The following is a 24186-nucleotide window of genomic DNA, read 5'->3' as shown; positions in this document are numbered from 1 at the left end:
CGCATCCCAGTGTCCCATGCTCGGCTCCCCCGGCGCTACGCGGCGAGGTCACGGCGCTGCGCGGGGTCGTCACGGCGCCTTCATCGGGCTTCCCCGGCGCAGCCGGTTCAGGACCAGGTCCACGGCGATGCCGAGCAGGACCGCACAGACGATGGCGATGGTGGCGGCGAGCAGGTGGTTGTGATCGAACCATTGGCCGAAGAACAGTCCAATGCCCACCGAGTACGCGCCCCAGAGGACCGCGGAGAGCGCGGTGAGGCCGACGAACTGGGGACGGGAGTAGCCGGTCGCGCCGGCGGTGAGGTTGACGGCAACGCGGCCGATGGGGATGAAGCGGGCCACCATGATCAGCGATGCGGGCCGTTTCCGCAGCTCCCGGCCTGCCCAGGCCAGCGCCCGCTGGGTCCGGTAGCTGCGCATCCAGCGCCAGCGGTCGGTCCCGGCGGAACGGCCGATCGCGTAGGCGATGTTGTCTCCGGCGAAGGCCCCGGCGGCGGCCACGGCGAGCAGCAGGACCGGGTTGGGAACGCCGGCGCTGGCGGTGACGGCCGCCAGGCCCACCACCACGGACTCGCTCGGCACCGGCGGGAAGAACCCGTCGACAAGGCAGCAGGCGAACACCAGGATGAGAACCCACGGCTGGCCCGCGGCTGCCAGGATGAAGTCGTTAATTGCCTGCACGGTTTCCTAACGCACGGCGGGACCCGGTTTCTCCCGGACTGCTGTGCAGCCAGTGTACTGCCGGGTCCCCGCGGTGGTCTTAGGCGATGCGGTCGATGATCAGCTGCTGGGCCGGACGGGATCCCTCGTGGGCAATCACGGCGGCGTGCTCCAGTGCTTCCTTGGCCCGGTCGAACTTCTCCGGGGTGTCGGTGAGCAGCGTCATCAGCGGCTCGCCGGCCCGCACAGTGGCGCCGGGCTTGGCGTGCATCCGCACGCCGGCGCCGGCCTGGACCTGGTCCTCCTTGCGGGCGCGGCCGGCGCCGAGGCGCCAGGCCGCGACGCCGACGGCCATCGCGTCGAGTTCCACCAGCACGCCGTCGGCCTGGGCGTAGATGGTTTCGGATTCCTTGGCCACCGGCAGCGCCGCTCGCGGCTCGCCACCCTGCGCCTCGATCATCCGGTTCCAGACGTCCATGGCGCGGCCGTCCTTGAGCGCGGCCCGCGGGTCGGCGTCGTGGACGCCGGCGCAGGCCAGCATCTCCTCGGCCAGCCGGACGGTGAGTTCGACGACGTCCTCGGGACCGCCGCCGGCGAGCACCTCCACGGACTCCTCGACCTCGATCGCGTTGCCGGCGGTCAGGCCCAGCGGGGTGTTCATGTTGGTGAGCAGGGCCACGGTGTTGACGCCCGCGTCCTTGCCCAGGGCCACCATGGTCTCGGCCAGCTCCCGGGCGCGCGCCTCGTCCTTCATGAACGCGCCGCTGCCCACCTTGACGTCCAGGACCAGGGAGCCGGTGCCCTCGGCGATCTTCTTACTCATGATCGAGGACGCGATCAGCGGGATCGCCTCGACGGTTCCGGTGACGTCGCGCAGGGCGTAGAGCTTCTTGTCCGCCGGGGCCAGGCCGGCGCCGGCGGCGCAGATGACCGCGCCCACGTCCTGCAGCTGGGCGAGCATTTCCTCGTTGCTGAGGTCGGCCCGCCAGCCGGGGATCGCCTCGAGCTTGTCCAGGGTGCCGCCGGTGTGGCCCAGGCCGCGGCCGGAGAGCTGCGGGACGGCGACGCCGAAGACGGCCACCAGGGGTGCCAGCGGGAGGGTGATCTTGTCCCCCACGCCGCCGGTGGAGTGCTTGTCCGAGGTGGCCTTCACGCCGCCGTCGGGCCGGCGCAGGCTGGAGAAGTCCATCCGCTCGCCGGAGGCGATCATCGCCGCGGTCCAGCGGGAGATCTCCGCGCGGTCCATGCCGTTGAGCAGGATGGCCATGTTCAGGGCGGCCATCTGTTCGTCGGCGATGGCGCCGCGGGTGTACGCGTCGATGGTCCAGTCGATCTGGGCTGCGCTGAGCGTGCCCTTGTCCCGCTTGGTGCGGATGATGTCGACGGCGTCGAAGGATGCGGTGTTATGGGTGGACGGGGTCATCGTGTTTCCTCCAGATGTTGGGGGCCAAAGGCGTCGGGCAGCACCTGGTCCATCGTCTTGATGCCCTGGGTGGTCATGAGTTCCATGTCCGGGGCGCGGAATTCGTAGAGCAACTGGCGGCAGCGGCCGCACGGCATCAGGACGGTGCCGTGCGCGTCGACGCAGTAGAAGGCGCGCAGCGTTCCGCCACCTGTCATCTGCAGGTTGCCCACCAGGGTGCACTCGGCGCAGAGGGTGAGGCCGTAACTGGCGTTTTCGACGTTGCAGCCGCTGACGATCCGACCGTCCGCGGTGAGGGCGGCGGCCCCCACCGGGAAGGAGGAATAGGGCGCATAGGCGTTCCGCATCGCCGCGATGGCGGCGGCCTCGAGGGCCGCCCAGTCCACCGCGGCGGTGAGGTCCAAGGGCTCGACGTCGGGGGTTCCGGTCACGCCGGTCACCCCTTCACGTACGGTATGCCGCCGGCCGCGGGCGGCCTGGACCGTCCCACCAGCCCGGCGACGGCGATCACGGTCAGGGCGTAGGGCAGCATCGCCATGAACTGGCTGGGCACCGGCGAGCCGATGATGGTGATGATGCTCTGCAGGTTGTCGGCGAAGCCGAACAGCAGCGCGGCCAGGAAGGCCCCGATGGGGTTCCAGCGGCCGAAGATCATGGCGGCGAGGGCGATGTAGCCGCGGCCACCGGACATGTCCTTGCTGAACGCGTCGACGGAGACGAGGGTGAAGAAGGAACCGCCGATGCCGGCGATCGCCCCGCCCATCAGGACGTTGATGAACCGGGTGCGGTTGACGTTGATGCCCACCGTGTCGGCCGCCTGCGGGTGTTCGCCGACGGCGCGCACGCGCAGGCCCCACTTGGTGTGGAACAGCCCGACGTAGACCACGATCACGGCGATGTACATTAGGTAGCCCACCAGGGACTGGTGGAACAGGATGGGTCCGATGATCGGGATGTCGGCCAGGAACGGGATGTCCACGGCCTGCAGCCGGCCCGGCTTGTTCAGGTGCTCCGGGTCCGCGGTGAGCAGGGTGGAGAACAGGAAGCTGGTGAGGCCGCTGATCAGGACGTTGAGCACGACGCCGACGATGATCTGGTTGACCAGGTACTTGATGCTGACCACGGCCAGGACCAGGGAGACCAGCGCACCGGCGATCGCGGCGGATACCAGGCCCACGTAGACGTTGCCGGTGATGGTGGCGACGACGGCGGCGGAGAAGGCGCCCAGCAGCAGCTGGCCCTCGATGGCGATGTTGACCACGCCGACCCGCTCGCAGAGCACGCCGGAGAGGGAACCGAAGACCAGCGGCACGGCCAGCGTAACGGCGCCGGCCATCAGGCCGCCGAGGGAAATGGAGGGTTCCGGGTCGCGGCCGCCGGCGACGATCCAGATCATGAAGCCGACCAGGAAGACCACGGCGAAGAGTCCGCCCACCCAGCCGGGGGTGCGGCGGCGCTGCAGGGTCAGCCAGATGGTGTAGCCGGCGAGGGCCAGCAGCAGCACGGAGCAGATCCAGCCGAACACCATCGAGGGCACGGTGACCTTTTCCACCTGCGCGACGCCGAGGGCGGCCAGGCCCAGGACGACGACGGCGGCGATGGTGGTAGCGGGGATCCAGCGGTCCACGGGTCCGCCGTCGCGCCGCTGGCTGATCCAGCGGTAGCCGACGTAGGCCGCGGCGGCGAGGGCGACCGCCAGGGTGATCCAGGCCGCGGCGGAGGAGGCGTTCGGGTCGCGGGCCTCGGCGATCCGGAAGCCCGCGGACTTGGTGTTGGCCAGGAAGCCGAACAGGACGGTGCCGAGGACGGCCAGCAGGCCCAGGCCGACGCCGGCCTTCCAGCTCACCAGCTCTGACGCGGCCGGGTTCCCGGCCTTGCCGCCGGGGGCGGTGGCGCCGCCCTTCCCGGTGCCCGGCGTGCTGGCCGGGGAGTGTGTGGTGGCGCTCATGCTGCCGCTCCGCTCTTCACGCCGCCGGCGTGCGTGCCGGCGGTCCCACTCGTGGTGGTCTTTTTCTTACGGGGGTTCAGTCCGAAGATCGCCCGCACCAGCGGGGGCGCCGCGATGAACAGCACGATCAGGGACTGGATGACCAGGACGATGTCGATCGGGGTCTGGGTCTGGGCCTGCATGGCCACGCCGCCGGCGCGGAAGGCGCCGAACAGCAGGCCGGCGAAGAACGTTCCCCACGGCGTCGAACGGCCCAGCAGGGCGACGGTGATGGCGTCGAAGCCAATCGAGGCGGCAACGCCGCCGGAGAGGTACTTCTCCGTGCCGGAAACCTGGGCGATGCCGGCGAGGCCGGCCAGGGCGCCCGCGATCGCCATCACCAGGATGGTGCTGCGGGCGACGTTGATGCCGGCGGTGCGCGCGGCGCTCGGGTTCGCGCCGACGGCCCGGAACTCAAAGCCGATGGTGGAGCGGTTCAGCAGCCACCAGACGAACACGGTGGCCAGGATCGCGGCCAGGAACCCGGCGTGCAGGCGGAACTGCGGTCCGAGCAGCTCCGGGAACAGCGCGCTGGGGTCCAGGAACGGCGAGATCGGGTTGGTGGAGCCCTTGCGCTGGAACGCCGGGGTGGTCAGCAGGAACAGCAGCAGGAAGTTGGCGATGTAGTTGAGCATGATCGTGACGATCACCTCGTGGGCGCCGGTACGGGCCTTCAGCAGGCCGACGACGCCGCCCCAGACCGCGCCGCCGACCAGGCCGGCGACGATGACGACAAGCAGGTGCAGCCCGATGGGCAGGTGCCAGGCGAAGCCGGCGTAGGCGCCGAACAGGGCACCGAAGATGATCTGGCCCTGGGCGCCGATGTTGAACAGGCCGGCGCGGAAGGCGAGGGCGACGCCGAGGCCGGCGCAGATCAGCGGGGTGGCGACCGTGAAGGTCTCCGTGATCGGGTACAGCTGGGCGGACAGGTCGGCCCCGGCCCAGTTGAAGATCGATCCCTGCACGAGTGCGGTGTAGGGGCGGATCACCTCGGTGAGCAGGTCGCCGGGCTGGGCGAAGAAGTACCCGGCAGCGGCCGCGACCTTCGGGTTGGTGACGGCCATCAGGATGCCGCCGAGCACGATCGCGAGCAGGACCGAGAGCACGGAGACCATGGCGTTGCCGGTGAAAATCTTGTGCATGACCGAGCCCTCGCGGTCACCGCCGTGCAGCTGGGTGGCGGCGGGCACGGCCGAGGGAGGCATCTGGCCGCCGGCGGTGTCGAGGGCGACGTCGGAGGCGATGGCCTCCTTTGTGGTGCCGCCGGGCGTTTGCGGTTCGGGGGTGGTGCCGCCGGGAGCCTGGGGCTCGGGGGTTGTCTTCTCAGACATGGGTTTCTCCTTCGTGGCCGGCAGGCTCCGGGAGCGCCGTCGTCGTCGTGCCGCTGGGGGCGTGGGCGGAGGCGCTGGCTTCGGCTTCGGCGGCCGGGACGCCGGCCATCATCAGGCCCAGCACGTCGCGGGAGGTGGTGGCGGGCACGATGCCGACCAGCTTGCCGCGGTAGAGCACGGCGATCCGGTCCGCCAGCTGCATGACCTCGTCGAGTTCGGTGGAGACGATCATGACCGGGGTGCCGTGGTCGCGTTCGGCGATGACGCGCTTGTGCACGAATTCGATCGAGCCGACGTCCAGGCCGCGGGTGGGCTGGGAGGCGATGAAGAGCCGCAGCGGGCGGGAGAGCTCGCGGGCCAGCACCACCTTCTGCTGGTTACCGCCCGAGAGGGTGCCGACGGCGGCGGCGACCGAGGGGGTGCGGACGTCGAATTCCTCGACCTTTTTGGCCGCGTTCTCGGCGATCACGGAGGGCTTCATCCCGACGCCACGCGCAAACGGGGCCTTGTCGTAGAGGTCCAGGATCATGTTCTCGGCGATGGTGAAGGTGCCGACCAGGCCGTCGAGGGTGCGGTCCTCAGGGACGAAGCCGACGCCGGCGCCGAGGACGTGCTTGACGCTCTTGCCCAGCAGTTCCTCGCCGTCGAGCGTGATGGAGCCGGTGACGTGCGGCTGGACGCCAAGGATCGCCTCGGTCAGTTCGGTCTGGCCGTTGCCCTGCACGCCGGCGATGGCGAGGACCTCACCCTTGGCGATGTCGAAGGACAGCCCATCGACGACGTGTTGGCCGTTGTGGTCGGTCACGGTGAGGTTCCGGACCGTGAACGTCACGTCGCCGGTCCTGGCGGGGGCCTTGTCCAGGTTCAGGCTGACGGCGCGTCCCACCATGGCGGAGGCCAGCTCGGTGGGTGAGGCGGAGGGGTCGGCCTGGCCGACGACCTTGCCGCGGCGGATGACGGTGATGGTGTCCGAGATGGCCTTGACCTCGCGGAGCTTGTGCGAGATAAAGACAATCGACTTCCCATCCCGCTTCAGCTGCCGGATGATGTCCAGGAGTTCGTCCGTTTCCTGCGGGGTGAGCACGGCGGTGGGCTCGTCCAGGATCAGGACCTCGGCGTCGCGGACCAGGGCCTTGATAATCTCGACGCGCTGCTGGACGCCGACGGGGAGGTCCTCGACCATCGCGTCGGGGTCGACGTCGAAGCCGTACTGGTCCGAGATCTGCCGGATCTTCTCGCGGGTGGCGTCGAGGTTCAGCAGCCCGGCGGCCTTGGTGGTCTCGTTGCCGAGGGCCACGTTCTCGGCCACGGTGAAGACCGGGATGAGCATGAAGTGCTGGTGGACCATGCCGATGCCGGCGGCCATCGCCTCGCCCGGATCCTTGAAGACCACGGGCTTGTCGTCCACCAGGATCTCGCCCTCGGTCGGGTCGTAGAGACCGTAGAGGACGTTCATCAGGGTGGACTTGCCGGCGCCGTTTTCTCCCAGCAGGCAGTGCACCTGCCCGGGTTCGACGACCAGGTCAATGTGGTCATTGGCTACCAGGGATCCGAAGCGCTTCGTGATCCCCTTCAGTTCGAGTTTCAAAACCCCAACCAATCTGTCTGTGTAAATGGACTGCTCCGGCGCCGTGGTGGGCGGCAGCGCAGCGGGTGATCCCAGCCTAGTGTCACGGGTGGTTGCTGGGCAGGGTGGTGGCCGGGCGGGCTTCCCCAGAGGCGGCCCGGCGGGGTGCCGGGAGGTCCCGGCAAAACAGAACGCGCTGCCCTTCGGCCGGGTGACGGCGGAAGGGCACCCCGCCCCGCGGTGTGCTGCTTACTTGGTCGGGCTGGACTTCGACTCGACCTTGACGGTGCCGGAGATGATGTCCTTCTTCAGCTGGTCCAGCTCGCTCTTGAGGTCGGCCGGAACAGCGGAATCCAGGTCGTGGAACGGGGCCAGGGCCACGCCGCCGTTCTCCAGGGTGCCAATGTACGGGGCGGCGTCGAACTTGCCGTCCTTGTCGTCCTTGATGACGGATTCGACGGCGGTGGACATGGTCTTCTGCACGGAGGACAGGATCACGGACTTGTACTCGGCGGCGGTCAGGTAGCCGTCGGAGTCAACCCAGATGAGCTTGGCGTCCTTGCCCTTGGACTTGGCGTCCAGGATGGCGCTGCCGGCGCCGCCGCCGACCGGGCCGGCGACGGGCAGGACGATGTCCGCGCCCTGGTCCAGGAAGCCCTGGGTCAGGACCTTGCCCTTGTCGACCTGCTTGAAGTCACCGACGAAGGTGCCGTCCTGCTTGTCCTTGTCCCAGCCGAGGAGCTGGACGTTCTTGCTCTTCTTCTGGTTGTAGTACTTCACGCCGTCGGCGAAGCCGTCCATGAAGATGGTGACGGTGGGGATGTTGATGCCGCCGAAGGTGGCGACCTTGCCGGTCTTGGAAGTTCCGGCGGCCAGGTAGCCGGCCAGGAACGCGGCCTGGGCCGTGTCGTAGACGATCGGCTTGACGTTCTTCGGGAAGGTCGGGTCGTTGTAGTCGATGATCGCGAAGTGGTTGTTCGGGTTGGCCGTCGCGATGGACTTGGTGGCGTCGCCGAGGAGGAAGCCGACGGTCACGGTGAGCTTGCAGCCCTGCTGGACCATGGAGCGGAGGTTCGGGTCGTAGTCCGTGTCAGCCTTGGACTGGACGTGCTTCTCGTTGATGCCGAGGTCCTTGGCGGCGTTCTGCAGGCCCTCGTAGCCGGACTGGTTGAACGACTTGTCATCGAACCCGCCGGAGTCGGACACCATGCAGGCGGTGTAGTCGGACTTGGTGGCCGAACCTGAGGCGTTGGACGAGGACGGGGCGGCGCCGCAGCCGGTCAGCAGCAGGGCGGCCGCACCCGCGGTGGCGACGCCGGCCATGGAACCGCGCTTGAGAGTTGCGCGCAGTGAGTTCTTCAAAGTTCCTCCAGGAAGGGGTAGGCGATGCGACGGGTGTTCAATGACTGTCCGCTTACGGTGTTGCTCCCGAAACACTGTTGTCACTGAGGCGTTCGCAGCGCTGCGCCGAGGCGCACTGATGCCAGCTACTTTAGTGGCCTGCAACACGTCGAGTAACACAGTTCACAGCGGTTTCCCAGATTGTTGAGAAGTTGTTACCAACGCGCTCCCCTAGCCTGCCCCGTCCCTGCCCCACCCCCTGCCCACGGGGCGCAAAAGGCCCCGGACTGTGAGTCCGGGGCCTTTCGGAGCCGCAACCGGTGTGCGGGTCGGCTGTCTGCCTGGAGGCTTGCTTAGAGGCGGACGAGCATCTTGCCGGTGTTGGCGCCGTCGAGCAGGTCCATGAAGGCCTGCGGGGCGTTCTCCAGGCCGTCCACGATCGTCTCGTCGTAGCGGATGGTGCCGTCGGCAATCCAGCCGGAGACCTTCTCGACGAACTCGCCCATGTACTGCCAGTAGCCGCCCACCAGGAAGCCCTTGAGGGTCAGCTGCTTGCCGATGGCCAGCATCAGGTTCCGCGGGGCCGGGGTCGGCTCGGTGGAGTTGTACTGCGCGATGGCGCCGCACATGGCGACGCGGCCGCCGACGTTCATCACCGAGAGCGCGGCCTCGAGGTGCTCGCCGCCGACGTTGTCGAAGTAGACGTCGATGCCCTTCTCCCCCGCTGCGTCCTTGAGCAGGTCGCGGACCGGGCCATCGTGGTAGTTGAACGCGGCGTCGAAGCCAAGCTCGAGCAGGCGGGCGACCTTCTCCGGGGTGCCGGCGCTGCCGATGACCCGGGAGGCGCCCATGGCCTTGGCGATCTGGCCCACCAGGGAGCCGACCGCGCCGGCGGCACCGGAGACGAACACGGCGTCGCCGGGCTTGAAGTCGGCAACCTTCAGCAGGCCGGCGTAGGCGGTCAGGCCGGTCATGCCGAGGGCGCCGAGGAAGGCCGACGCCGGGGCGAGGTCCGTGCGGGCCGGCGAGGTGGCGCCGGCGTCCAGGACGGCGTATTCACGCCAACCGAGGCTGTGCACCACGGTGTCGCCGACCTTGCGGTCCTCGGAGCGGGAGGCGATGATCTCGCCCACGGCGCCGCCCTCCATGGCCGCGTCCAGGGCGAACGGCGCGGAGTAGGACTTCACATCGTTCATCCGGCCGCGCATGTACGGGTCCACGGAGATGAAGAGGTTGCGGACCAGCACCTGGCCGTCCTGCAGCTCCGGCAGGGCCGACTCGGCCAGGCGGAAGTTCTCCGGCACGGGACGGCCGTGCGGGCGGGACGCCAGCTGGATCTCGCGGGTGCTGGTGGGAAGGGTGGTGTTCTCGGTGCTCATGCGGCGACCTCCATGATGGTGATGTCTACGGTGATGTTGCCACGGGTGGCATTGGAGTAGGGGCAGACCTCGTGGGCCTTGGCCACGAGCGCCTCGGCGGTCTCGCGGTCGACGGCGGGCAGCGCGATCTCGAGTTCGGCGGCGATGCCGTAGCCGGCGCCGCCGTCCAGGGCGCCGAGGTGGATCTTCGCGGCGACGGCGGAATCGGTCAGGTCCGCCTTCTGCTGGCGGCCCACCAGGCGCAGGGCCGAGTGGAAGCAGGCGGCATAGCCGGCGGCGAAGAGCTGCTCCGGGTTGGTGCCCTCGCCGCTGCCGCCGAGCTCCAGCGGGCTGGCGAGCGTGACATTGAGCTTGCCGTCGTTGGTCTGGGCGTTGCCGTCGCGGCCTTCACCGGAGGCGAGGGCCTCCGCGGTGTACAGGGTTTTCATGGGGATCCAATCTGTCGGGGTGGGGAAAGTCTGTCGTGTGGGCCGCCGGGCGGCCCGGTCGCCGTCAGTGGCCGGCGTGCAGGGCGGCGGCCAACCGGGTCAGGGTCTCGCGGAGCTGGTCCAGCTCCGCGGCGGAGAGTCCGGCGGCGTCGGCCAGGCGTTGCGGAATACCGGCGGCGCGGGCGCCCAGGGCGGAACCGGCGTCGGTCAGGAAAACCTCGACGCGCCGCTCATCCTCGGCGGACCGGCGCCGTTCCACAAAGCCCAGCGCCTCGAGCCGCTTCAGCAACGGGGACAGCGTGCCCGAGTCCAGGCCGAGCTCCTCGCCGAGGTCGCGGACGCTGCGTGGCTGGTCCTCCCAGAGCACCATCATGGCCAGGTACTGCGGGTAGGTCAGGCCCAGCTCCTCCAACATCGGCCGGTAGGCCGCCGTCGCGGCGCGGGAGGCCGAGTACATGGCGAAGCACAATTGCCTGTCGAGGCGGGGCGCATCGAGGCGGGGCGCCTCGGGCCGGGTCACGGCGTCGGGGGTCTCTGCGGAAGCGGGCATGGTTCCACCCTACGGACATTTTCAGTTGTGCGCAACTCAGTTGTGCACAACCTAATGCATCGACCGTGGTGGCCTGCGGAAATCCCCCACGTTCGACGTCGTCGTGCGGCGTGTCCGCGGGATCCGACGGCGGGTCCCCGCGCCGGGCAGGCGAAGGTGGGGAATTCCGGCGGGGAAGCCAGACGGTGAGGCGGAGTCGCTACTGCTGCCCGATATCGCGCAGGGTGCGCAGGGCGGCGGCCGTAAGGACCCGGATGCCCAGGCCCAGGGCGCGCTCGTCCAGGATGTAGTCGCCGCGGTGCAGGTCGTACTCCTCGCCGCCGGGGGTCTTGGTGCCCAGCCGCATCATGGCCCCGGGCAGATCTGCCAGGAACCAGGCGAAGTCCTCCCCGCCCATGGACTGCGGGGTGAGCACCACGGAGCTCTCGCCGATCTCGGCGCGGGCGGAGGCCTCGATCAGTGCGGTCTCGTGCTCGGAGTTGACCACCGGCGGGACGCCGCGGGTGTGCTCGAGGTGAACGTCGACGCCATAGGGCGCGGCGATCTGCTGGACCACCTCGTCGAGGATCCGGCCGGCGCTGTGCCAGGCGTCCCGGTCCAGGCAGCGCATGGTGCCGGCCATGTAGCCGCTGGCCGGGATGGCGTTCGGGGCGGCGCCGGCGGAGATGTGGCCCCACACCACGGAGACGCCGCTGCGCACGTCCACCCGGCGGGACAGGACAGCGGGGACGTTGATAGCGATCTGGGCGAGGGCGAAGACCAGCTCCTCGGTCAGGTGCGGGCGGGAGGTGTGGCCGCCGCGGCCGGAGAGTTCGATCTTGATGGTGTCGGAGGCGGAGGTGATGGCGCCGATGCGGGTGCCGATCTTGCCCACCTCGATCCGCGGGTCACAGTGCAGCGCCAGGATCCGGGGAACGCCCTCGAGGACGCCCTGTTCGATGCAGGCATGGGCGCCGCCGGGCATGGTTTCCTCGGCCGGCTGGAAGATGATCCGGACCGTCCCGCCCAGCGGGGAGGCTTCGTGCATGCGCTGCAGCACCAGGGCAATGCCGAGCATGGTGGTGGTGTGCACGTCGTGGCCGCAGGCGTGCGTGACCCCGTGGTTCTTGGAGGCGAACTCCAGCCCGGTTTCCTCGATGATCGGCAGCGCGTCGATATCGCCGCGCAGCGCGGTGGCAATGGGTCCCTCCCCCACGTCCACGGTCAGGCCGGTGCCTTCCAGGCGGCGCGGCTTCAGTCCGGCGGCCTCCAGCCGGCTGGCGAGCTTGTCCGTGGTGCGGAATTCCTTGAAGGACAGCTCGGGGTGCGCGTGCAGGTCACGGCGGAAGTCGATCAATTCCGGCAGGAGGGGCTCCAGCCAGGGTTCCACGCGGGTGGTGGGCTCGGCCTCGGTAGTGTAATTGCGCACTCAATCACTGTAGCCACAGTCCAAAAAATAGCGGCATCCCGGACGGCGCATTACGCACCGCCGCCCGGGTACCCATCGGGTCCCGGGCGGCGGTGAAAGCGCAGGTCAGCGGCGTTTAAGCGCGGCGTGGCTAGAGGACGTCCGTGTCGCCGCTGGCCTTGAGGGCGTCGACGGCGGCCTTGACCCGCTGCGAGTGGGCCTTGGTGGTGACCAGCAGGGCGTCGGGGGTGTCCACGATCACGACGTCCTTGATGCCGATCAGGGCGATGACGCGCTTGGTGTCGGTGACCACCACGCCGCTGGCGTTTTCGGTGAAGACCCGGGCGCCGGCGCCGATCACGGTGACCTCGTCGACCTCCTTGGCGCTGTTGAGCCGGCCCACGGAGGCGAAGTCCCCGACGTCGTCCCAACGGAAGGTGCCGGGCACGACGGCGACGTCCCCGGCCTCGGCGGCGGGCTCGGCCACGGCGTAGTCGATGGCGATCTTGGGCAGAGTGGGCCAGACCCGGGCGGTGACCTCGTCACGCAGCGGGGTGTCCCACGCCTTGGCGATCTCCTGCAGGCCGGCGAACAGCTCCGGCTGGTTGGCCTCGAGGTGCTTGAGCATCAGGGACACGGGGGCGACGAACATGCCGGCGTTCCAGACGTATTCACCGCTGTCCACGTACTGCTGGGCGACGTCTTCGCTGGGCTTCTCGACGAACTCCACCACCGTGTGGGCGCTGGGGGCGTTCGGGACGCTGAGCTGCTCACCGGCGCGGATGTAGCCGAACCCGGTGGAGGGGTGCGTCGGCTTGATGCCGATCGTGACGATCTTGCCGTAGGCGGCCGTGTAGATAGCTTCCCGGACGGCATCCTGGAACAGCTCGTCGGGGCTGATGACCTGGTCCGCGGCGAAGGAGCCCATGATGGTGTCCGGGTCGCGTTCGTAGAGGATGGCGGCGGCCAAGCCGATCGCGGCGCCGGAATCCTTCGGCTCGCTCTCCAGCACCAGGTCGGCGTCGTGGATCTCCGGCAGCTGGCGGCAGACGGCCTCGCGGTGGGCGTTGCCGGTGACGACCAGCATCCGGCTGCCGGCCAGCGGCTCCAGGCGATCGTAGGTGGCGCGCAACAAGGTGCTGCCGGACCCGGTGAGGTCGTGCAGGAACTTCGGGGCCGCGGCGCGGGACAGCGGCCAGAGGCGTGTGCCGACACCCCCGGCCGGGATCACCGCGATGAAACGGTCCAGGGGCGAATCCGCGGCGGCATCATGCGGCTCGAGGCCGGTCACATTATCAGTAGTCATCACGGCCACTCTAACCGACACCCGCTCCACAGCCCCGGATCAAGGTCCTCAAATCGGCCCTTAACGCCAGCGAATGTGGCGTTCGTCTCAAAACCGGGCAAAAACCGCGGAAGCTCCCCGCCGTACCGCCGCCCTGAATTGAATAAGCTGACAGCGAAGCCTAGATTTAGGCTTGAGCTTACGAGTGCTCTCGCAGCAGGCGTTCCCCCCGCGTGGATCCCATGCCAGCGCCGCTGTGTTGCAGGGAGGTTTATTCAGTGCCGACAAAACCAGCTGGCACCTTGTACCGCGGCCGTGAAGGCATGTGGTCCTGGGTTGGACACCGCGTTACCGGTGTAGTGATCTTTTTCTTCTTGTTGGTCCACGTGCTGGACACGTCGTTGGTGCGTGTGTCCCCGGAGGCATACAACGCCGTGATCGGCTCTTACAAGAACCCCCTCATGGCCCTGGGTGAAACGGGCCTCGTCGCGGCGATCGTCTTCCACGCCTTCAACGGCCTCCGGATCATCGCCGTCGACTTCTGGAAGAAGGGCGCCAAGTACCAGCGCCAGATGCTGTGGACGGTTCTGGCCCTCTGGGTCATCGTCATGGTCGGCTTCTCCATCCGCCACCTGTCCCTCGCCCTCGGAGGTCACTAGCCATGAGTGCAACGCAGATCCAGACCCCGCGCTCCGGCAAGGTCGGCGCGGGCCGCGTCGCCCCGAAGTACAACCGCAACGGTTCCTCGAAGGGCAACTTCGAGATGCTGGCATGGCTGTTCATGCGGCTCTCCGGTGTCGTGCTGGTGGTCCTCATCTTCGGTCACCTGTTTGTGAACCTGATGGTCGGCGGAGGCATCCACGCCGTCGACTTCGGCTTCGTCGCCGGCAAGTGGGCCGACCCGTTCTGGCAGGTCTGGGACCTGGCGATGCTGTGGCTGGCCATGCTGCACGGCAGCAACGGCGTCCGCACCATCATCAATGACTACGCCGAGAAGGACGCCACGCGCCTGTGGCTGAAGATCGTGCTGTACGCGGCCGCCGCGGCGATCGTCATCCTCGGCACCCTGGTGATCTTCACCTTCAACCCCTGCCCCGTGGTCGACGGCGTGCAGCTGCCCGGCGGGTTCTGCCCCGCCCCGTAGCCGCCCCGGTCCCCGGCCGCTGAGTCCTGCCTGCCCGGCGGGCAGGAACAGCGGGCCCCACCGTCCTGGTCTCGCCGGCGGTGTTCACAGCGAATTTTGAGAGAAAGAGCATCTGGTATGCAGGTCCATAAGTACGACGTCGTCATCGTCGGCGCCGGTGGCGCGGGCATGCGCGCAGCGATCGAATCCGGTCAGCGCGCCCGAACAGCGGTACTGACCAAGCTTTACCCCACGCGCTCCCACACCGGCGCGGCACAGGGCGGCATGTGCGCCGCCCTGGCCAACGTCGAGGAAGACAACTGGGAATGGCACACCTTCGACACCATCAAGGGTGGCGACTACCTGGTTGACCAGGACGCCGCCGAGGTCATGGCGAAGGAAGCGATTGACGCCGTCCTGGACCTCGAGAAGATGGGCCTGCCGTTCAACCGCACGCCCGAAGGCCGGATCGACCAGCGCCGCTTCGGTGGCCACACCCGCGACCACGGCAAGGCCCCGGTCCGCCGCGCCTGCTACGCCGCCGACCGCACCGGCCACATGATCCTCCAGACCCTGTACCAAAACTGCGTCAAGCACAACGTTGAGTTCTACAACGAGTACTACGTACTGGACCTGCTGACGGTTGAGGAAGACGCGGTCCGCGAGGACGGCACCCCGTACAAGCAGAAGCGCGTTGCCGGCGTCGTCTCCTACGACCTGGCCTCCGGCGAACTGCACGTCTTCCAGGCAAAGTCGGTCGTGTTCGCCTCCGGCGGCGCCGGCAAGGTCTTCAAGACCACCTCCAACGCCCACACCCTCACCGGTGACGGCATGGGCATCGCGTTCCGCCGCGGTATCCCCCTGGAGGACATGGAGTTCTTCCAGTTCCACCCGACAGGCCTGGCCGGCCTGGGCATCCTGCTCTCCGAGGCGGCCCGCGGCGAGGGCGCGATCCTGCGCAACTCCGAGGGTGAGCGCTTCATGGAGCGCTACGCCCCCACCATCAAGGACCTGGCGCCCCGTGACATCGTGGCCCGTTCCATGGCCAACGAGGTCCGCGAGGGCCGCGGCTGCGGCCCGAACAAGGATTACGTCCTCCTCGACCTGACGCACCTGGAGCCGGCGCACATCGACGCCAAGCTCCCGGACATCACCGAGTTCGCCCGCACCTACCTGGGCGTGGAGCCGTACACCGAGCCGGTGCCGGTCTTCCCGACCGCGCACTACGCCATGGGCGGCATCCCCACGAACATCAGCGCCGAGGTCCTGCAGGACAACGACACGATCGTCCCGGGCCTCTACGCCGCCGGTGAGGTCGCCTGCGTGTCCGTCCACGGCTCCAACCGCCTGGGCACCAACTCGCTGCTGGACATCAACGTCTTCGGCAAGCGCGCCGGCGTCGCCGCCGCCGAGTACGCCAAGACCGCCGATTTCGTGGAACTGCCTGCGGATCCGGAGGCCTACACGCTGAACCTGCTGGAGCACGTGCGCACCGCCAACGGCACCGAAAAGGTGGCCCAGATCCGCAAGGAACTGCAGGACACCATGGACGCCAACATGCAGGTGTTCCGCACCGCCGATACGCTGAACCAGGTCCTGGCGGACATCGCGTCCTTCGAGGAGCGCTACCAGCGGATCAACGTTCAGGACAAGGGCAAGCGCTTCAACCTTGACCTGCTCGAGGCCGTGGAGCTGGGCTTCCTGCTGGAGCTTGCCAAGGTCATGACCGTGGCGGCCCTGCACCGCGAGGAGTCCCGCGGCGGACACTTCCGCGAGGACTTCCCCGAGCGCGACGACGAAAAATTCATGAAGCACTCCATGGCGTACAAGGATGAGCACGCTCCGGCGGACGGTTCCGCCGAGGCGATCGCCGGCATCCGGCTGGCTACCAAACCGGTGGTCTTCACGCGCTACGAGCCGATGGTGAGGAAGTACTAAGATGACCGCTGAACTCGCTGAGCCAGCCTCCAAGATCGAACTGCCCGCCGGCGTCGGCGGCGGCGGGGAAATCCCGTCCTTCGACGTGACGCTGCGCGTGCGCCGCTACAACCCCGAGGTCTCCGAGGAGGCCACCTGGGACGACTTCCAGGTCACCATGTACGGCACCGACCGCGTGCTGGACGCCCTGCACAAGATCAAGTGGGAGCAGGACGGCAGCGTCTCCTTCCGCCGGTCCTGCGCGCACGGCGTCTGCGGTTCCGATGCCATGCGCATCAACGGCCGCAACCGCCTGGCCTGCAAGACCCTGCTCAAGGACCTGGACACCACCAAGCCCATCACGGTCGAGCCGATCAAGGGCCTGCCGGTCGAAAAGGACCTGATCGTGGACATGGAGCCGTTCTTCCAGTCCTTCCGCGAGGTCATGCCGTTCCTGATCAACCGCGGCCACGAGCCCACCAAGGAACGCCTGCAGTCCGCCGAGGACCGCGAGCGGTTCGACGACACCACCAAGTGCATCCTGTGCGCCGCGTGCACCTCGTCCTGCCCGGTGTTCTGGACCGACGGCCAGTACTTCGGCCCGGCCGCGATCGTCAACGCGCACCGCTTCATCTTCGACTCCCGCGACGATGCCGGCGACATGCGCCTGGAGATCCTCAACGACAAGGAAGGCGTGTGGCGCTGCCGCACCACCTTCAACTGCACCGAGGCATGCCCCCGCGGCATCCAGGTCACGCAGGCCATCGCTGAGGTCAAGCAGGCCATCCTGTCCCGCAAGGTCTAAGCACCGCTGGGCCCTCCACGGGCACAGCACCACCACGACGGCGCCTTCCACCCTTGGGTGGGGGCGCCGTCGTCGTGTTCCCCTCCCACGCCCCACCCCACCGTCTCCGTCGAAAGGCCCCCGTGTCCCGCTCCGAAAAAGTCACCTTCGAAGGTTCCACCGGCGAACTGCTCTCCGGGGTCATCGACCTGCCCGAGGGCCCGGTGAAGGGCTGGGGCGTGTTCTCGCACGGCTTCACCCTGGGCAAGGACAGCCCGGCCGCCTCCCGGATGTGCAAGGCGCTGGCGGACAATGGGGTGGGCATGCTGCGCTTCGACAACCTGGGCCTGGGCGGCTCGGCGGGCGAATGGTCTGCCGGGTCCTTCAGCCACAAGGTGGCGGACACGGTCCGGGCTGCGGAGTTCATGCGCGCCTCCGGGCGGCCGGTGTCGCTGCTGGTGGGCCACTCCTTTGGCGGTGCCGCCGTGCTGGCGGCGGCCCACAGCATCCCGGAGCTGGATGCGGTGGCCACGGTGGGCGCGCCGTTCTCGCCCAAGCACGTGGCCCACGTCTTCGACGCGGCCCTGGACCGGATCCTCAGCGAGGGCAGCGCCGAGGTGGACCTGGGCGGCAAGCGGGTGGAGATCCGCCGGCACTTCGTGGAGGACCTGGAGAACGCGGACCTCACCGACTGCATCCGCCGGCTGCACAAGCCGCTGATGGTGCTGCACTCCCCCACGGACACCACGGTGGGCATCGAGAACGCCAGCAGCATCTTCCAGACCGCCCGGCACCCGCGGAACTTCGTCTCGCTGGAGGGCTCGGACCACCTGCTCACCGGAAAGGGGCAGGCGGCCCGGGCGGCGAAGATTATTTCGGCGTGGGCCGATCAGTACCTCGACGCCGGAAACTAGCCAGCGCCCGCCGCGTGCGCACGCGCGGCTCGGCGGGGGTCCGGCCGGGCTGGACCTGGCGGGCACCCCAGCCGAGGGTCTTGTCCGCCGGGCCGGCGGACCGGTCTGATTCGCGGACGGCGGACCAGGAGGCGGAGACCAGGTAGACCTGGCTGACCAGGTTGAACCAGACCAGCAGCCCGATGATGATGGCGAACGGGGCCAGGATCGGGTTGCGGCCCGAGCTGGCCAGCAGTTGGGTGCTGAAGAACTGCAGCACCGTGGTGCCGGCGGCGGCCATGATGGTGCCCTCCAGCAGCGCCCGCCGCGACAGGCGCACCCCGGCCGCCACCCGGAACATGATCAGGGCGGTCCCCCATGCCAGCAGCAGGGGCACCACGATGGTCACCGACGTGGTCAGCGGACCGGCCAGCAGCGGGTCCAGGTGCAGCAGGCGGGCAACCCAGTCGGCGGCCGTGCCGAACACCAGGGACGCGCCCGCGCTGACCACCAGGGCGGCACCGAGAAGCAGCAGGGTCCCGGCGTCGCGCAGGATCTGCAGCACGGGCAGGATGGGCCGCGGGCCCAGCTGCATCATGCCGCGGACGCCGTCGCGGACCCCGCTGATCCAGCCGAGCGCGGTGAACACCGTGACGGCGGCGGCAATCAGGGCGGTCCAGCCGAGGTTGGACGGGTTGAGCAGCTGATGCGGGTCCACCAGTCCCGGGCCGCCGTTGACCTTAAGCAGGCCGGGGGCGGCGCCGGCGACGCTGCGGATGACCTGTTCCAGCAGGGCGGGCTGGCCGTTGAGGATCAGCCCGGCGAGGGAGAATCCGGTGGCCAGCAGGCCGGTGATGGAGAAAAACATCCGGAAGCCGATGCCCGCGCTCAGGAGCGGGCCGCGCTGGAGGTTGTAGTGCATGAAGGCACGCTGCGGCCGGAAGGTGTTGATCTTCGCGAACAGCAGCGGCATGCCCGCCAGGACGTTGCCACCGGAGCGGCGGGCTTTGACCCAGTCCATCCGCTTGTGGATGACCTCCAGGCGCAGCCCGGGCAGGTCCGTGGGTGCGGGTGGGCTAGCGGGGGCCTTCTGGGGCGCCTTCGCCTCGGTGGTGGTCACGTTCGCTGCCAAAGTCCAGTTCTTCCCGTAGCTGCCAGATGCCGTTGTCATCGTGCTCGTAAAGACCCATGCTAGCCACCGGGAAGCTGGCCCTGTAATCCTTCAGCGCCGTTTCGGCCTCGTCAAGGCTTTCCGGGGCGACGTCGTGGGCCACGGTGACGTGCGGGTGGTAGGCGAAGGGCAGCTCGCGCTCCAGTGGGCCGCGCTGCAGCTGCCGGTGCAGGTCCACGCACTCGCCGAACCCCTCCTCCACCTTCAGGAACACCACCGGGGAGACGGGCCGGAACGATCCGGTGCCGGCGATGGTGACGGTGAAGGGCTCCTGCCGGCCGGCGACCTCGCGGACGTGCCGCCGGGTGGCCTCCCAGTCCCGGGTGGTGGTGGTGGTGACCAGCGTGATGTGTGCGGGCACCGTGGCGGCCAGCGGGTCCCCGAAGGAGGCCCGCCAGCGCCGCAGCTCCTCGGCGATCCTGGGCGGGAAGCCCAGGATCACGCCGATGCTGATGCCGTCCTCCGGAGCGTGCGTGTCCTGACCCGCGGGCGCGGCCGCCGAGGGGGCGGTGCCGCCGGTGTCCCGGGACATTCCCGTGGACGTGCCGGTTTCGCTCGCGGTGACGTTGCTGGCGGAGGACATTGCCCTAGATGTCTCCCCGTGCCCCGGCGTACGGCAGGAAGCCCACCTTGGCGTACACGTCCTTGAGGGTGGCCGCCGCGGCTTCCCGGGCCTTGTCCGCGCCGACCGCCAGGAGGCGGTCCAGCTCGGCCGGGTCGGCCAGGAGTTCGTTGGCGCGGTCGCGGATCGGGCTCAGGTGTGCCGTCACCACCTCCGCCAGGTCGACCTTCAGGTGGCCGTACATCTTGCCCTCGTAGGCCGCGGTGAGCTGCTCGATGGACTGCCCGGTGATGGCCGAGTAGATGGTCAGCAGGTTGGAGACGCCCGGCTTGTTCTCCCGGTCGAAGCGGATCTCGGTGCCGGTGTCGGTCACGGCGGACTTGATCCGCTTGGCGATCAACTTCGGCTCATCCAGCAGGTTGATCAGGCCGGCCGGGGACTCGGCCGACTTGGACATCTTCGCCGTCGGATTCTGCAGGTCGTAGATCTTCGCGGTCCCCTTCTGGATGAAGGGCTGCGGCACGGTGAAGGTCTCGCCGAAGCGGGAGTTGAAGCGCTGGGCAAGGTCGCGGCTGAGCTCGACGTGCTGGCGCTGGTCCTCACCGACGGGGACGCCGTGCGGCTTGTACAGCAGGATGTCCGCGGCCTGCAGGATCGGGTAGGTGAACAGGCCCACGCTGGCCTGGTCCGAGCCCTGCTTGAGCGCCTTGTCCTTGAACTGGGTCATCCGGGAGGCCTCGCCGAAGCCGGTGATGCAGTTCAGCACCCAGGCCAGCTGGGCGTGTTCGGGCACCTGGGACTGGACGAAGAGGGTGCACTTGTCGACGTCGACGCCGCCGGCGATGTACTGGGCGGCGGTCACCCGGGTGCGGCGGGCCAGCTCGGCCGGGTCCTGGGGCACGGTGATGGCGTGCAGGTCGGGGATGAAGAAGACGGCGTCGTATTCGTCCTGCATCCGGACCCAGTTCACCAGGGCGCCGAGGTAGTTGCCCAGGTGCAGCGAGTCGGCGGAGGGCTGCATTCCGGAGAGGATCCGCTGGCGGGTGCCGGGGGCAGCCGCCAGTGCGGCGTCGGTGGAGGGGGTGGCGTCGGGGATCAGCGACGCGGTGGCGGGAGAGGTCATGGGGAAAGCCTTAAAACTAGAGCCGGTAGTCCACTACCAGCGGGGCATGGTCGGAGAAGCGGGTATCCCAGGACGTCGCCCGGTCAACGACGGCCTGCACCGCTGCGGCGGCGAGGGCGGGGGTGGCGAGGTGGTAGTCAATCCGCCAGCCCGTGTCGTTGTCGAAGGCCTGTCCCCTTTGCGACCACCAAGTGTAGGGGCCGTTGACGGTACCCGCCAGGCCCCTGTGAACATCCTTCCAGCCGATTTCCTCGCCCATGAAGCGGTCGAAATAGGCACGCTCCTCGGGCAGGAAGCCGGCACGTTTGACGTTGCCCTTCCAGTTCTTGATGTCCAGCTCCGTGTGGCCCACGTTCAGGTCCCCCACGACCACGGCGTGGTCGCTGTGCTTGGCCAGCTCCGGCAGCCGGGTCAGCATGAGGTCCAGGAAGCGGAACTTATCGTCCTGCTTCGGGGTCCCGGCTTCGCCGGAGTGGACGTAGGCGCTGACCACGGTCAGCGTGGCGGGGTTCCCGGCGGCGTCGCGGACGATGTAGTCCGCCTCCACCCAGCGGCCCGCCGTCGAGAAGTAATCGTGGCCGATGTGTCCCCGGGTGGCCGTCGGCTCCGTGCGCGAGGCGATGGCGACGCCGGCGCGGCCCTTCGCCTCGGCTTCGGCGTGCAGGATGTGCCAGTCGTCGCCGAGCAGGTCCCGGACCACGGCGTCGGGCGCGCGGACCTCCTGCAGGCAGAGGATGTCCACCTCGCGCGCCGCCAGCCATTCCGCCATGCCCTTTTTGTAGGCGGCGCGAAGGCCGTTGACGTTGACCGTTGCGATGCGAAGGTGGTCCTTCTCCAATGCCGAGCTCACCCGATCCACTCTAGTCGATGATGGTTCCGCTCACCGGCTCGTCGGAGGAGCCGCCGGACTTGATCATGTCCCGGGCGTTGGTGGCGGTGATTTCGATCGTCTCGAGGGCGCGGCGGATGGTGTCCTGGTCCGAGGCCTCGCCCTTTGCCCGTTCCTGCTCGACGACGCGGACCTGCACCTGGACGATCTTGAAGGAGTGGTCCAGCTTCATGTCGCGGACCTCGTCGGCTTCCCGGCGCTCCCCGACGACGCGGGTGCCACCGTGGTCGGCGCTGCCAGCCGACGGCGCCCGGCCTACGGCGGAGTTGAAGGCGTTCTGCGCCTCGTTGAGCTTGGCCCCGGCGCGCTTGGCGGCCTTCTGAATGCTGAAGACCACGAAGGAGGCCAGCGCCAGCCAGAAGAAGGCGATGACGGCGACAACCCAGCCCACGACGTCGTTCTGGTTCGCCGCGAAGATCACGGCCACCAGGAAGGCGATGATGAACACCGTCATGCCGAGGCCGCCGATGCGGAACATCGGGTTCTTGCCGGCGGCGGCGAACGGGGACGTGGTGGAGGAAGGGTTGCCGAGGGATCGCATGGGTCCATTATCGCAAACGGCGCGCACCGCCCGTGGCGCTTCCACCCCCGGCGAACGGACCGACGTTGTCCCGGGCCGCCTGGGCCCACGGGGAGGCCGCCGCCGGCGCCGCTACTTCAGGAACAGCCTCCGCAGCCGGCCCGTGGTGAGGGCGACGCCGAGCACGATCATCACCAGGTAGTAGCCGATGTGCAGGGCCGTGGAGGCGTCGAAGGCGCCCACGCTGATCTGGCGGAGCAACTCCACCCCGTGCCAGAGCGGCATGGCCTGGATCAGCAACTGGATGGGTCCCGGGTAAACACTCAGCGGGTAGAAGGTGGCACTGAAGAGGAACATGGGCAGCATGATGAAGTTGATCCAGTCCATCTGCTGGAAGGTCTTCATGAAGCTGGTGATGCCCATGCCGAAGCTGGCGAAGCCGAACGCGATCAGCACCGAGGCCGGGATCATCAGGATGGCCCACGGGGTGGTGATCAGGCCCATCACGCCCATCACCGCGGTGAACCCGGTGGCGTACATGAGGCCGCGGAGCAGGGCCAGGAAGATCTCCCCCATCGCGACGTCGATCGGCCCCAGCGAGGTGTAGAGCATGCCCTGGTAGAGCTTGGCGAAGTTCATCTTGAAGAAGACGTTCCAGGTGGAGTCGTACACGGCGCCGTTCATGGCCGAGACCGCCAGCAGCGCCGGGGCGATGTACGCGGCGTAGGAGATCTCCTGGCCGCCGGGGCCCTGCACCGTGCCGACGATCGCGCCGAGGCCCACGCCCATGGAGATCAGGTACAGCACGGGCTCGAAGAAGCCCGAGAGCATCACCATCCAGTTGCTGCTCTTGGTGGCCATCAGCCCGCGGGCGACGACGGCGCGCACGTTGCGCGAGTACAGCGGACCGAAGCGGCGGGCGCGGGCGGCGTCGGTGACGCTGGGTGCGCCGTCGTGGTGTCCGGTGGTGGCGAACGTGCTCATGCACCCATCCTTGTGGCGAACTGGCGCCGGGTCAGGACCCAGCCGAGGACCGTGAGGCCGGCCAGGACAATCAGGTGGACGGCGCTCAGCCAGGCCGGCTCGGGGTAACCGTAGGTGACCACCCGGCCGAGCTCCGTGCCGTGCCAGATCGGGGAGATCCAGCCGACCCAGCGCACCCCCAGCGGCAGGGTGTCCAGCGGGAAGAAGGTGCCGGAGAACAGGAACAGCGGCATGACGATGAAGCGCATCACCATGGCGAACTGGCCCTTGTCCTCCTTGATCCGGGCCGCGTACGCCATCAGGGGCAGGCCGAAGGCGAGGCCGGCCAGGGTGGCGATGAGGATCGAGACCCAGCCCCAGCCGCTGGGTGAGGCGCCGAACAGGGTCACCACGCCGAAGTAGATGGCTGACTGCAGCAGGAACCGGACCGTCACGGCGATGATCTGCCCGGCGGCGATCTGTTCCGGGGTCAGCGGGGAGGCGTGCGGGCCGTAGTAGACCCGGCGCCACTTGAATCCGTCCATCACCGGGAAGGTGAACTCGTTTGCGGCGGTCATCACGGCGGCGGAGATCAGCAGGGCCGGGGCGATGAAGGTCAGGTAGCTGACGCCGCCGAAGGCCGCGGCGGAGTTCGAGTCGACCAGCGTTGCCAGCCCCACGCCCATGGCGAAGAGGTAGGCGACGGGCTGGCCCACGCCGTACATGACGATGGTCCAGCCGTAGCCCTTCATCACCCGCAGGACCTGCTCGGCGTAGTAGAACGCGCCCCAGCGGCGGGCCTTGGCCGCGGAGACCTCCGGCGCGTGGGCGCGTCCGGTCCCGGTCCGCGGCTCCGGGCTTGCCGCCGTCGTCTGTTCCGGCTCGGTCACGGCCGCGTCGCCG

General features: G+C 68.7%; 24 protein-coding genes. 5 read left to right on the top strand and 19 right to left on the bottom strand.

What is annotated here, in order from left to right:
* Nucleotides 1-69: 69 nt before the first annotated feature.
* From ACFVY3_RS16135 to ACFVY3_RS16080, 12 genes are all read right to left on the bottom strand, one after another.
* Nucleotides 70-681 (bottom strand): DedA family protein, encoded by a 612-nt coding sequence (locus tag ACFVY3_RS16135; RefSeq protein ID WP_400160487.1) that lies wholly within the window; start codon nt 679-681, stop codon nt 70-72.
* 79 nt (nt 682-760) lie between these two features.
* Nucleotides 761-2083: a thymidine phosphorylase gene (locus ACFVY3_RS16130; protein ID WP_400160486.1), complete on the bottom strand. Its 1323-nt coding sequence runs from the start codon at nt 2081-2083 to the stop codon at nt 761-763.
* On the bottom strand, nt 2080-2523 hold the full coding sequence (locus ACFVY3_RS16125; RefSeq protein ID WP_400160485.1) for a cytidine deaminase: 444 nt from the start codon (nt 2521-2523) through the stop codon (nt 2080-2082). The genes ACFVY3_RS16130 and ACFVY3_RS16125 overlap by 4 nt, the downstream gene beginning before the upstream one ends.
* A complete protein-coding gene (locus ACFVY3_RS16120) occupies nt 2520-4031 on the bottom strand; it encodes an ABC transporter permease (protein ID WP_400160484.1) in 1512 nt (503 codons plus the stop codon). Before ACFVY3_RS16120 ends, ACFVY3_RS16125 begins: the two co-directional genes overlap by 4 nt.
* Nucleotides 4028-5401: an ABC transporter permease gene (locus tag ACFVY3_RS16115; protein WP_400160483.1), complete on the bottom strand. Its 1374-nt coding sequence runs from the start codon at nt 5399-5401 to the stop codon at nt 4028-4030. The genes ACFVY3_RS16120 and ACFVY3_RS16115 overlap by 4 nt, the downstream gene beginning before the upstream one ends.
* Nucleotides 5394-6989, bottom strand: coding sequence for an ABC transporter ATP-binding protein (locus ACFVY3_RS16110; protein WP_400160482.1), 1596 nt, complete (start codon nt 6987-6989; stop codon nt 5394-5396). The genes ACFVY3_RS16115 and ACFVY3_RS16110 overlap by 8 nt, the downstream gene beginning before the upstream one ends.
* 228 nt (nt 6990-7217) lie before the next feature.
* The gene (locus ACFVY3_RS16105; protein WP_290258855.1) at nt 7218-8330 is read right to left on the bottom strand and encodes a BMP family protein; all 1113 of its coding nucleotides are present in this window, start codon (nt 8328-8330) and stop codon (nt 7218-7220) included.
* Between the two features lie 332 nt (nt 8331-8662).
* The gene (locus tag ACFVY3_RS16100) at nt 8663-9688 is read right to left on the bottom strand and encodes an NADP-dependent oxidoreductase (protein ID WP_400160481.1); all 1026 of its coding nucleotides are present in this window, start codon (nt 9686-9688) and stop codon (nt 8663-8665) included.
* Nucleotides 9685-10116, bottom strand: coding sequence for an organic hydroperoxide resistance protein (locus tag ACFVY3_RS16095; RefSeq protein ID WP_400160480.1), 432 nt, complete (start codon nt 10114-10116; stop codon nt 9685-9687). Before ACFVY3_RS16095 ends, ACFVY3_RS16100 begins: the two co-directional genes overlap by 4 nt.
* A 64-nt stretch (nt 10117-10180) precedes the next feature.
* The gene (locus ACFVY3_RS16090; RefSeq protein ID WP_400160479.1) at nt 10181-10666 is read right to left on the bottom strand and encodes a MarR family winged helix-turn-helix transcriptional regulator; all 486 of its coding nucleotides are present in this window, start codon (nt 10664-10666) and stop codon (nt 10181-10183) included.
* A gap of 199 nt (nt 10667-10865) precedes the next feature.
* A complete protein-coding gene (locus ACFVY3_RS16085; protein ID WP_400160478.1) occupies nt 10866-12074 on the bottom strand; it encodes an amidohydrolase in 1209 nt (402 codons plus the stop codon).
* Nucleotides 12075-12204: 130 nt separating this feature from the next.
* Nucleotides 12205-13359 (bottom strand): mannose-1-phosphate guanylyltransferase, encoded by a 1155-nt coding sequence (locus ACFVY3_RS16080; protein WP_400160477.1) that lies wholly within the window; start codon nt 13357-13359, stop codon nt 12205-12207.
* A gap of 257 nt (nt 13360-13616) precedes the next feature.
* Between ACFVY3_RS16080 and sdhC the strand changes: the two genes are divergently transcribed.
* The 5 genes from sdhC to ACFVY3_RS16055 all read left to right on the top strand — a co-directional run bounded on the left by sdhC (nt 13617) and on the right by ACFVY3_RS16055 (nt 18076).
* A complete protein-coding gene (sdhC, locus tag ACFVY3_RS16075) occupies nt 13617-13997 on the top strand; it encodes a succinate dehydrogenase, cytochrome b556 subunit (RefSeq protein ID WP_290258849.1) in 381 nt (126 codons plus the stop codon).
* A gap of 2 nt (nt 13998-13999) precedes the next feature.
* Nucleotides 14000-14482, top strand: a complete 483-nt coding sequence (locus tag ACFVY3_RS16070; RefSeq protein WP_400160476.1) for a succinate dehydrogenase hydrophobic membrane anchor subunit — start codon at nt 14000-14002, stop codon at nt 14480-14482.
* 117 nt (nt 14483-14599) lie between these two features.
* Nucleotides 14600-16399, top strand: a complete 1800-nt coding sequence (gene sdhA / locus ACFVY3_RS16065) for a succinate dehydrogenase flavoprotein subunit (RefSeq protein ID WP_290258847.1) — start codon at nt 14600-14602, stop codon at nt 16397-16399.
* Nucleotide 16400: 1 nt separating this feature from the next.
* Nucleotides 16401-17183 carry a succinate dehydrogenase iron-sulfur subunit gene (locus tag ACFVY3_RS16060; RefSeq protein WP_290258846.1) on the top strand — a complete coding sequence of 261 codons (783 nt, stop codon included), beginning with the start codon at nt 16401-16403 and terminating at the stop codon, nt 17181-17183.
* 122 nt (nt 17184-17305) lie between these two features.
* On the top strand, nt 17306-18076 hold the full coding sequence (locus ACFVY3_RS16055) for an alpha/beta hydrolase family protein (RefSeq protein ID WP_400160475.1): 771 nt from the start codon (nt 17306-17308) through the stop codon (nt 18074-18076).
* Here the strand turns inward: ACFVY3_RS16055 and ACFVY3_RS16050 are convergent.
* The 7 genes from ACFVY3_RS16050 to ACFVY3_RS16020 form a co-directional block, all read right to left on the bottom strand.
* Nucleotides 18033-19187: a YihY/virulence factor BrkB family protein gene (locus ACFVY3_RS16050; protein ID WP_400160474.1), complete on the bottom strand. Its 1155-nt coding sequence runs from the start codon at nt 19185-19187 to the stop codon at nt 18033-18035. The two genes, ACFVY3_RS16055 and ACFVY3_RS16050, sit on opposite strands and share 44 nt — an antisense overlap.
* The gene (locus tag ACFVY3_RS16045; RefSeq protein WP_400160473.1) at nt 19132-19809 is read right to left on the bottom strand and encodes a 2'-5' RNA ligase family protein; all 678 of its coding nucleotides are present in this window, start codon (nt 19807-19809) and stop codon (nt 19132-19134) included. The genes ACFVY3_RS16050 and ACFVY3_RS16045 overlap by 56 nt, the downstream gene beginning before the upstream one ends.
* A gap of 4 nt (nt 19810-19813) precedes the next feature.
* Complete coding sequence (gene trpS / locus ACFVY3_RS16040) at nt 19814-20911, bottom strand: tryptophan--tRNA ligase (RefSeq protein WP_290258843.1); 1098 nt, start codon at nt 20909-20911, stop codon at nt 19814-19816.
* A 16-nt stretch (nt 20912-20927) separates the two neighbouring features.
* Entirely contained in the window at nt 20928-21761 is an 834-nt protein-coding gene (locus tag ACFVY3_RS16035; RefSeq protein WP_400160472.1) for an exodeoxyribonuclease III, read from the bottom strand.
* Between the two features lie 10 nt (nt 21762-21771).
* Nucleotides 21772-22341: a hypothetical protein gene (locus ACFVY3_RS16030; RefSeq protein ID WP_290258841.1), complete on the bottom strand. Its 570-nt coding sequence runs from the start codon at nt 22339-22341 to the stop codon at nt 21772-21774.
* 111 nt (nt 22342-22452) lie between these two features.
* The gene (locus ACFVY3_RS16025; protein WP_400160471.1) at nt 22453-23304 is read right to left on the bottom strand and encodes an ABC transporter permease; all 852 of its coding nucleotides are present in this window, start codon (nt 23302-23304) and stop codon (nt 22453-22455) included.
* Nucleotides 23301-24173: an ABC transporter permease gene (locus ACFVY3_RS16020; protein ID WP_400160495.1), complete on the bottom strand. Its 873-nt coding sequence runs from the start codon at nt 24171-24173 to the stop codon at nt 23301-23303. Before ACFVY3_RS16020 ends, ACFVY3_RS16025 begins: the two co-directional genes overlap by 4 nt.
* Nucleotides 24174-24186: the final 13 nt, after the last annotated feature.

It is taken from the genome of Arthrobacter sp. BPSS-3, assembly GCF_044628475.1.
Lineage (GTDB): Bacteria > Actinomycetota > Actinomycetes > Actinomycetales > Micrococcaceae > Arthrobacter.
This window is presented reverse-complemented; position numbering and strand designations above follow the sequence as displayed.

Coding starts and splice junctions, on each gene's coding strand:
- ACFVY3_RS16095 (WP_400160480.1), bottom strand. CDS start 10,116: ATGAAAACCCTGTACACCGCGGAGGCCCTCGCCTCCGGTGAAGGCCGC.
- ACFVY3_RS16025 (WP_400160471.1), bottom strand. CDS start 23,304: ATGAGCACGTTCGCCACCACCGGACACCACGACGGCGCACCCAGCGTC.
- trpS (WP_290258843.1), bottom strand. CDS start 20,911: ATGACCTCTCCCGCCACCGCGTCGCTGATCCCCGACGCCACCCCCTCC.
- ACFVY3_RS16060 (WP_290258846.1), top strand. CDS start 16,401: ATGACCGCTGAACTCGCTGAGCCAGCCTCCAAGATCGAACTGCCCGCC.
- ACFVY3_RS16120 (WP_400160484.1), bottom strand. CDS start 4,031: ATGAGCGCCACCACACACTCCCCGGCCAGCACGCCGGGCACCGGGAAG.
- ACFVY3_RS16130 (WP_400160486.1), bottom strand. CDS start 2,083: ATGACCCCGTCCACCCATAACACCGCATCCTTCGACGCCGTCGACATC.
- ACFVY3_RS16100 (WP_400160481.1), bottom strand. CDS start 9,688: ATGAGCACCGAGAACACCACCCTTCCCACCAGCACCCGCGAGATCCAG.
- ACFVY3_RS16090 (WP_400160479.1), bottom strand. CDS start 10,666: ATGCCCGCTTCCGCAGAGACCCCCGACGCCGTGACCCGGCCCGAGGCG.
- ACFVY3_RS16115 (WP_400160483.1), bottom strand. CDS start 5,401: ATGTCTGAGAAGACAACCCCCGAGCCCCAGGCTCCCGGCGGCACCACC.
- ACFVY3_RS16070 (WP_400160476.1), top strand. CDS start 14,000: ATGAGTGCAACGCAGATCCAGACCCCGCGCTCCGGCAAGGTCGGCGCG.
- ACFVY3_RS16080 (WP_400160477.1), bottom strand. CDS start 13,359: ATGACTACTGATAATGTGACCGGCCTCGAGCCGCATGATGCCGCCGCG.
- ACFVY3_RS16030 (WP_290258841.1), bottom strand. CDS start 22,341: ATGCGATCCCTCGGCAACCCTTCCTCCACCACGTCCCCGTTCGCCGCC.
- sdhA (WP_290258847.1), top strand. CDS start 14,600: ATGCAGGTCCATAAGTACGACGTCGTCATCGTCGGCGCCGGTGGCGCG.
- ACFVY3_RS16045 (WP_400160473.1), bottom strand. CDS start 19,809: ATGTCCTCCGCCAGCAACGTCACCGCGAGCGAAACCGGCACGTCCACG.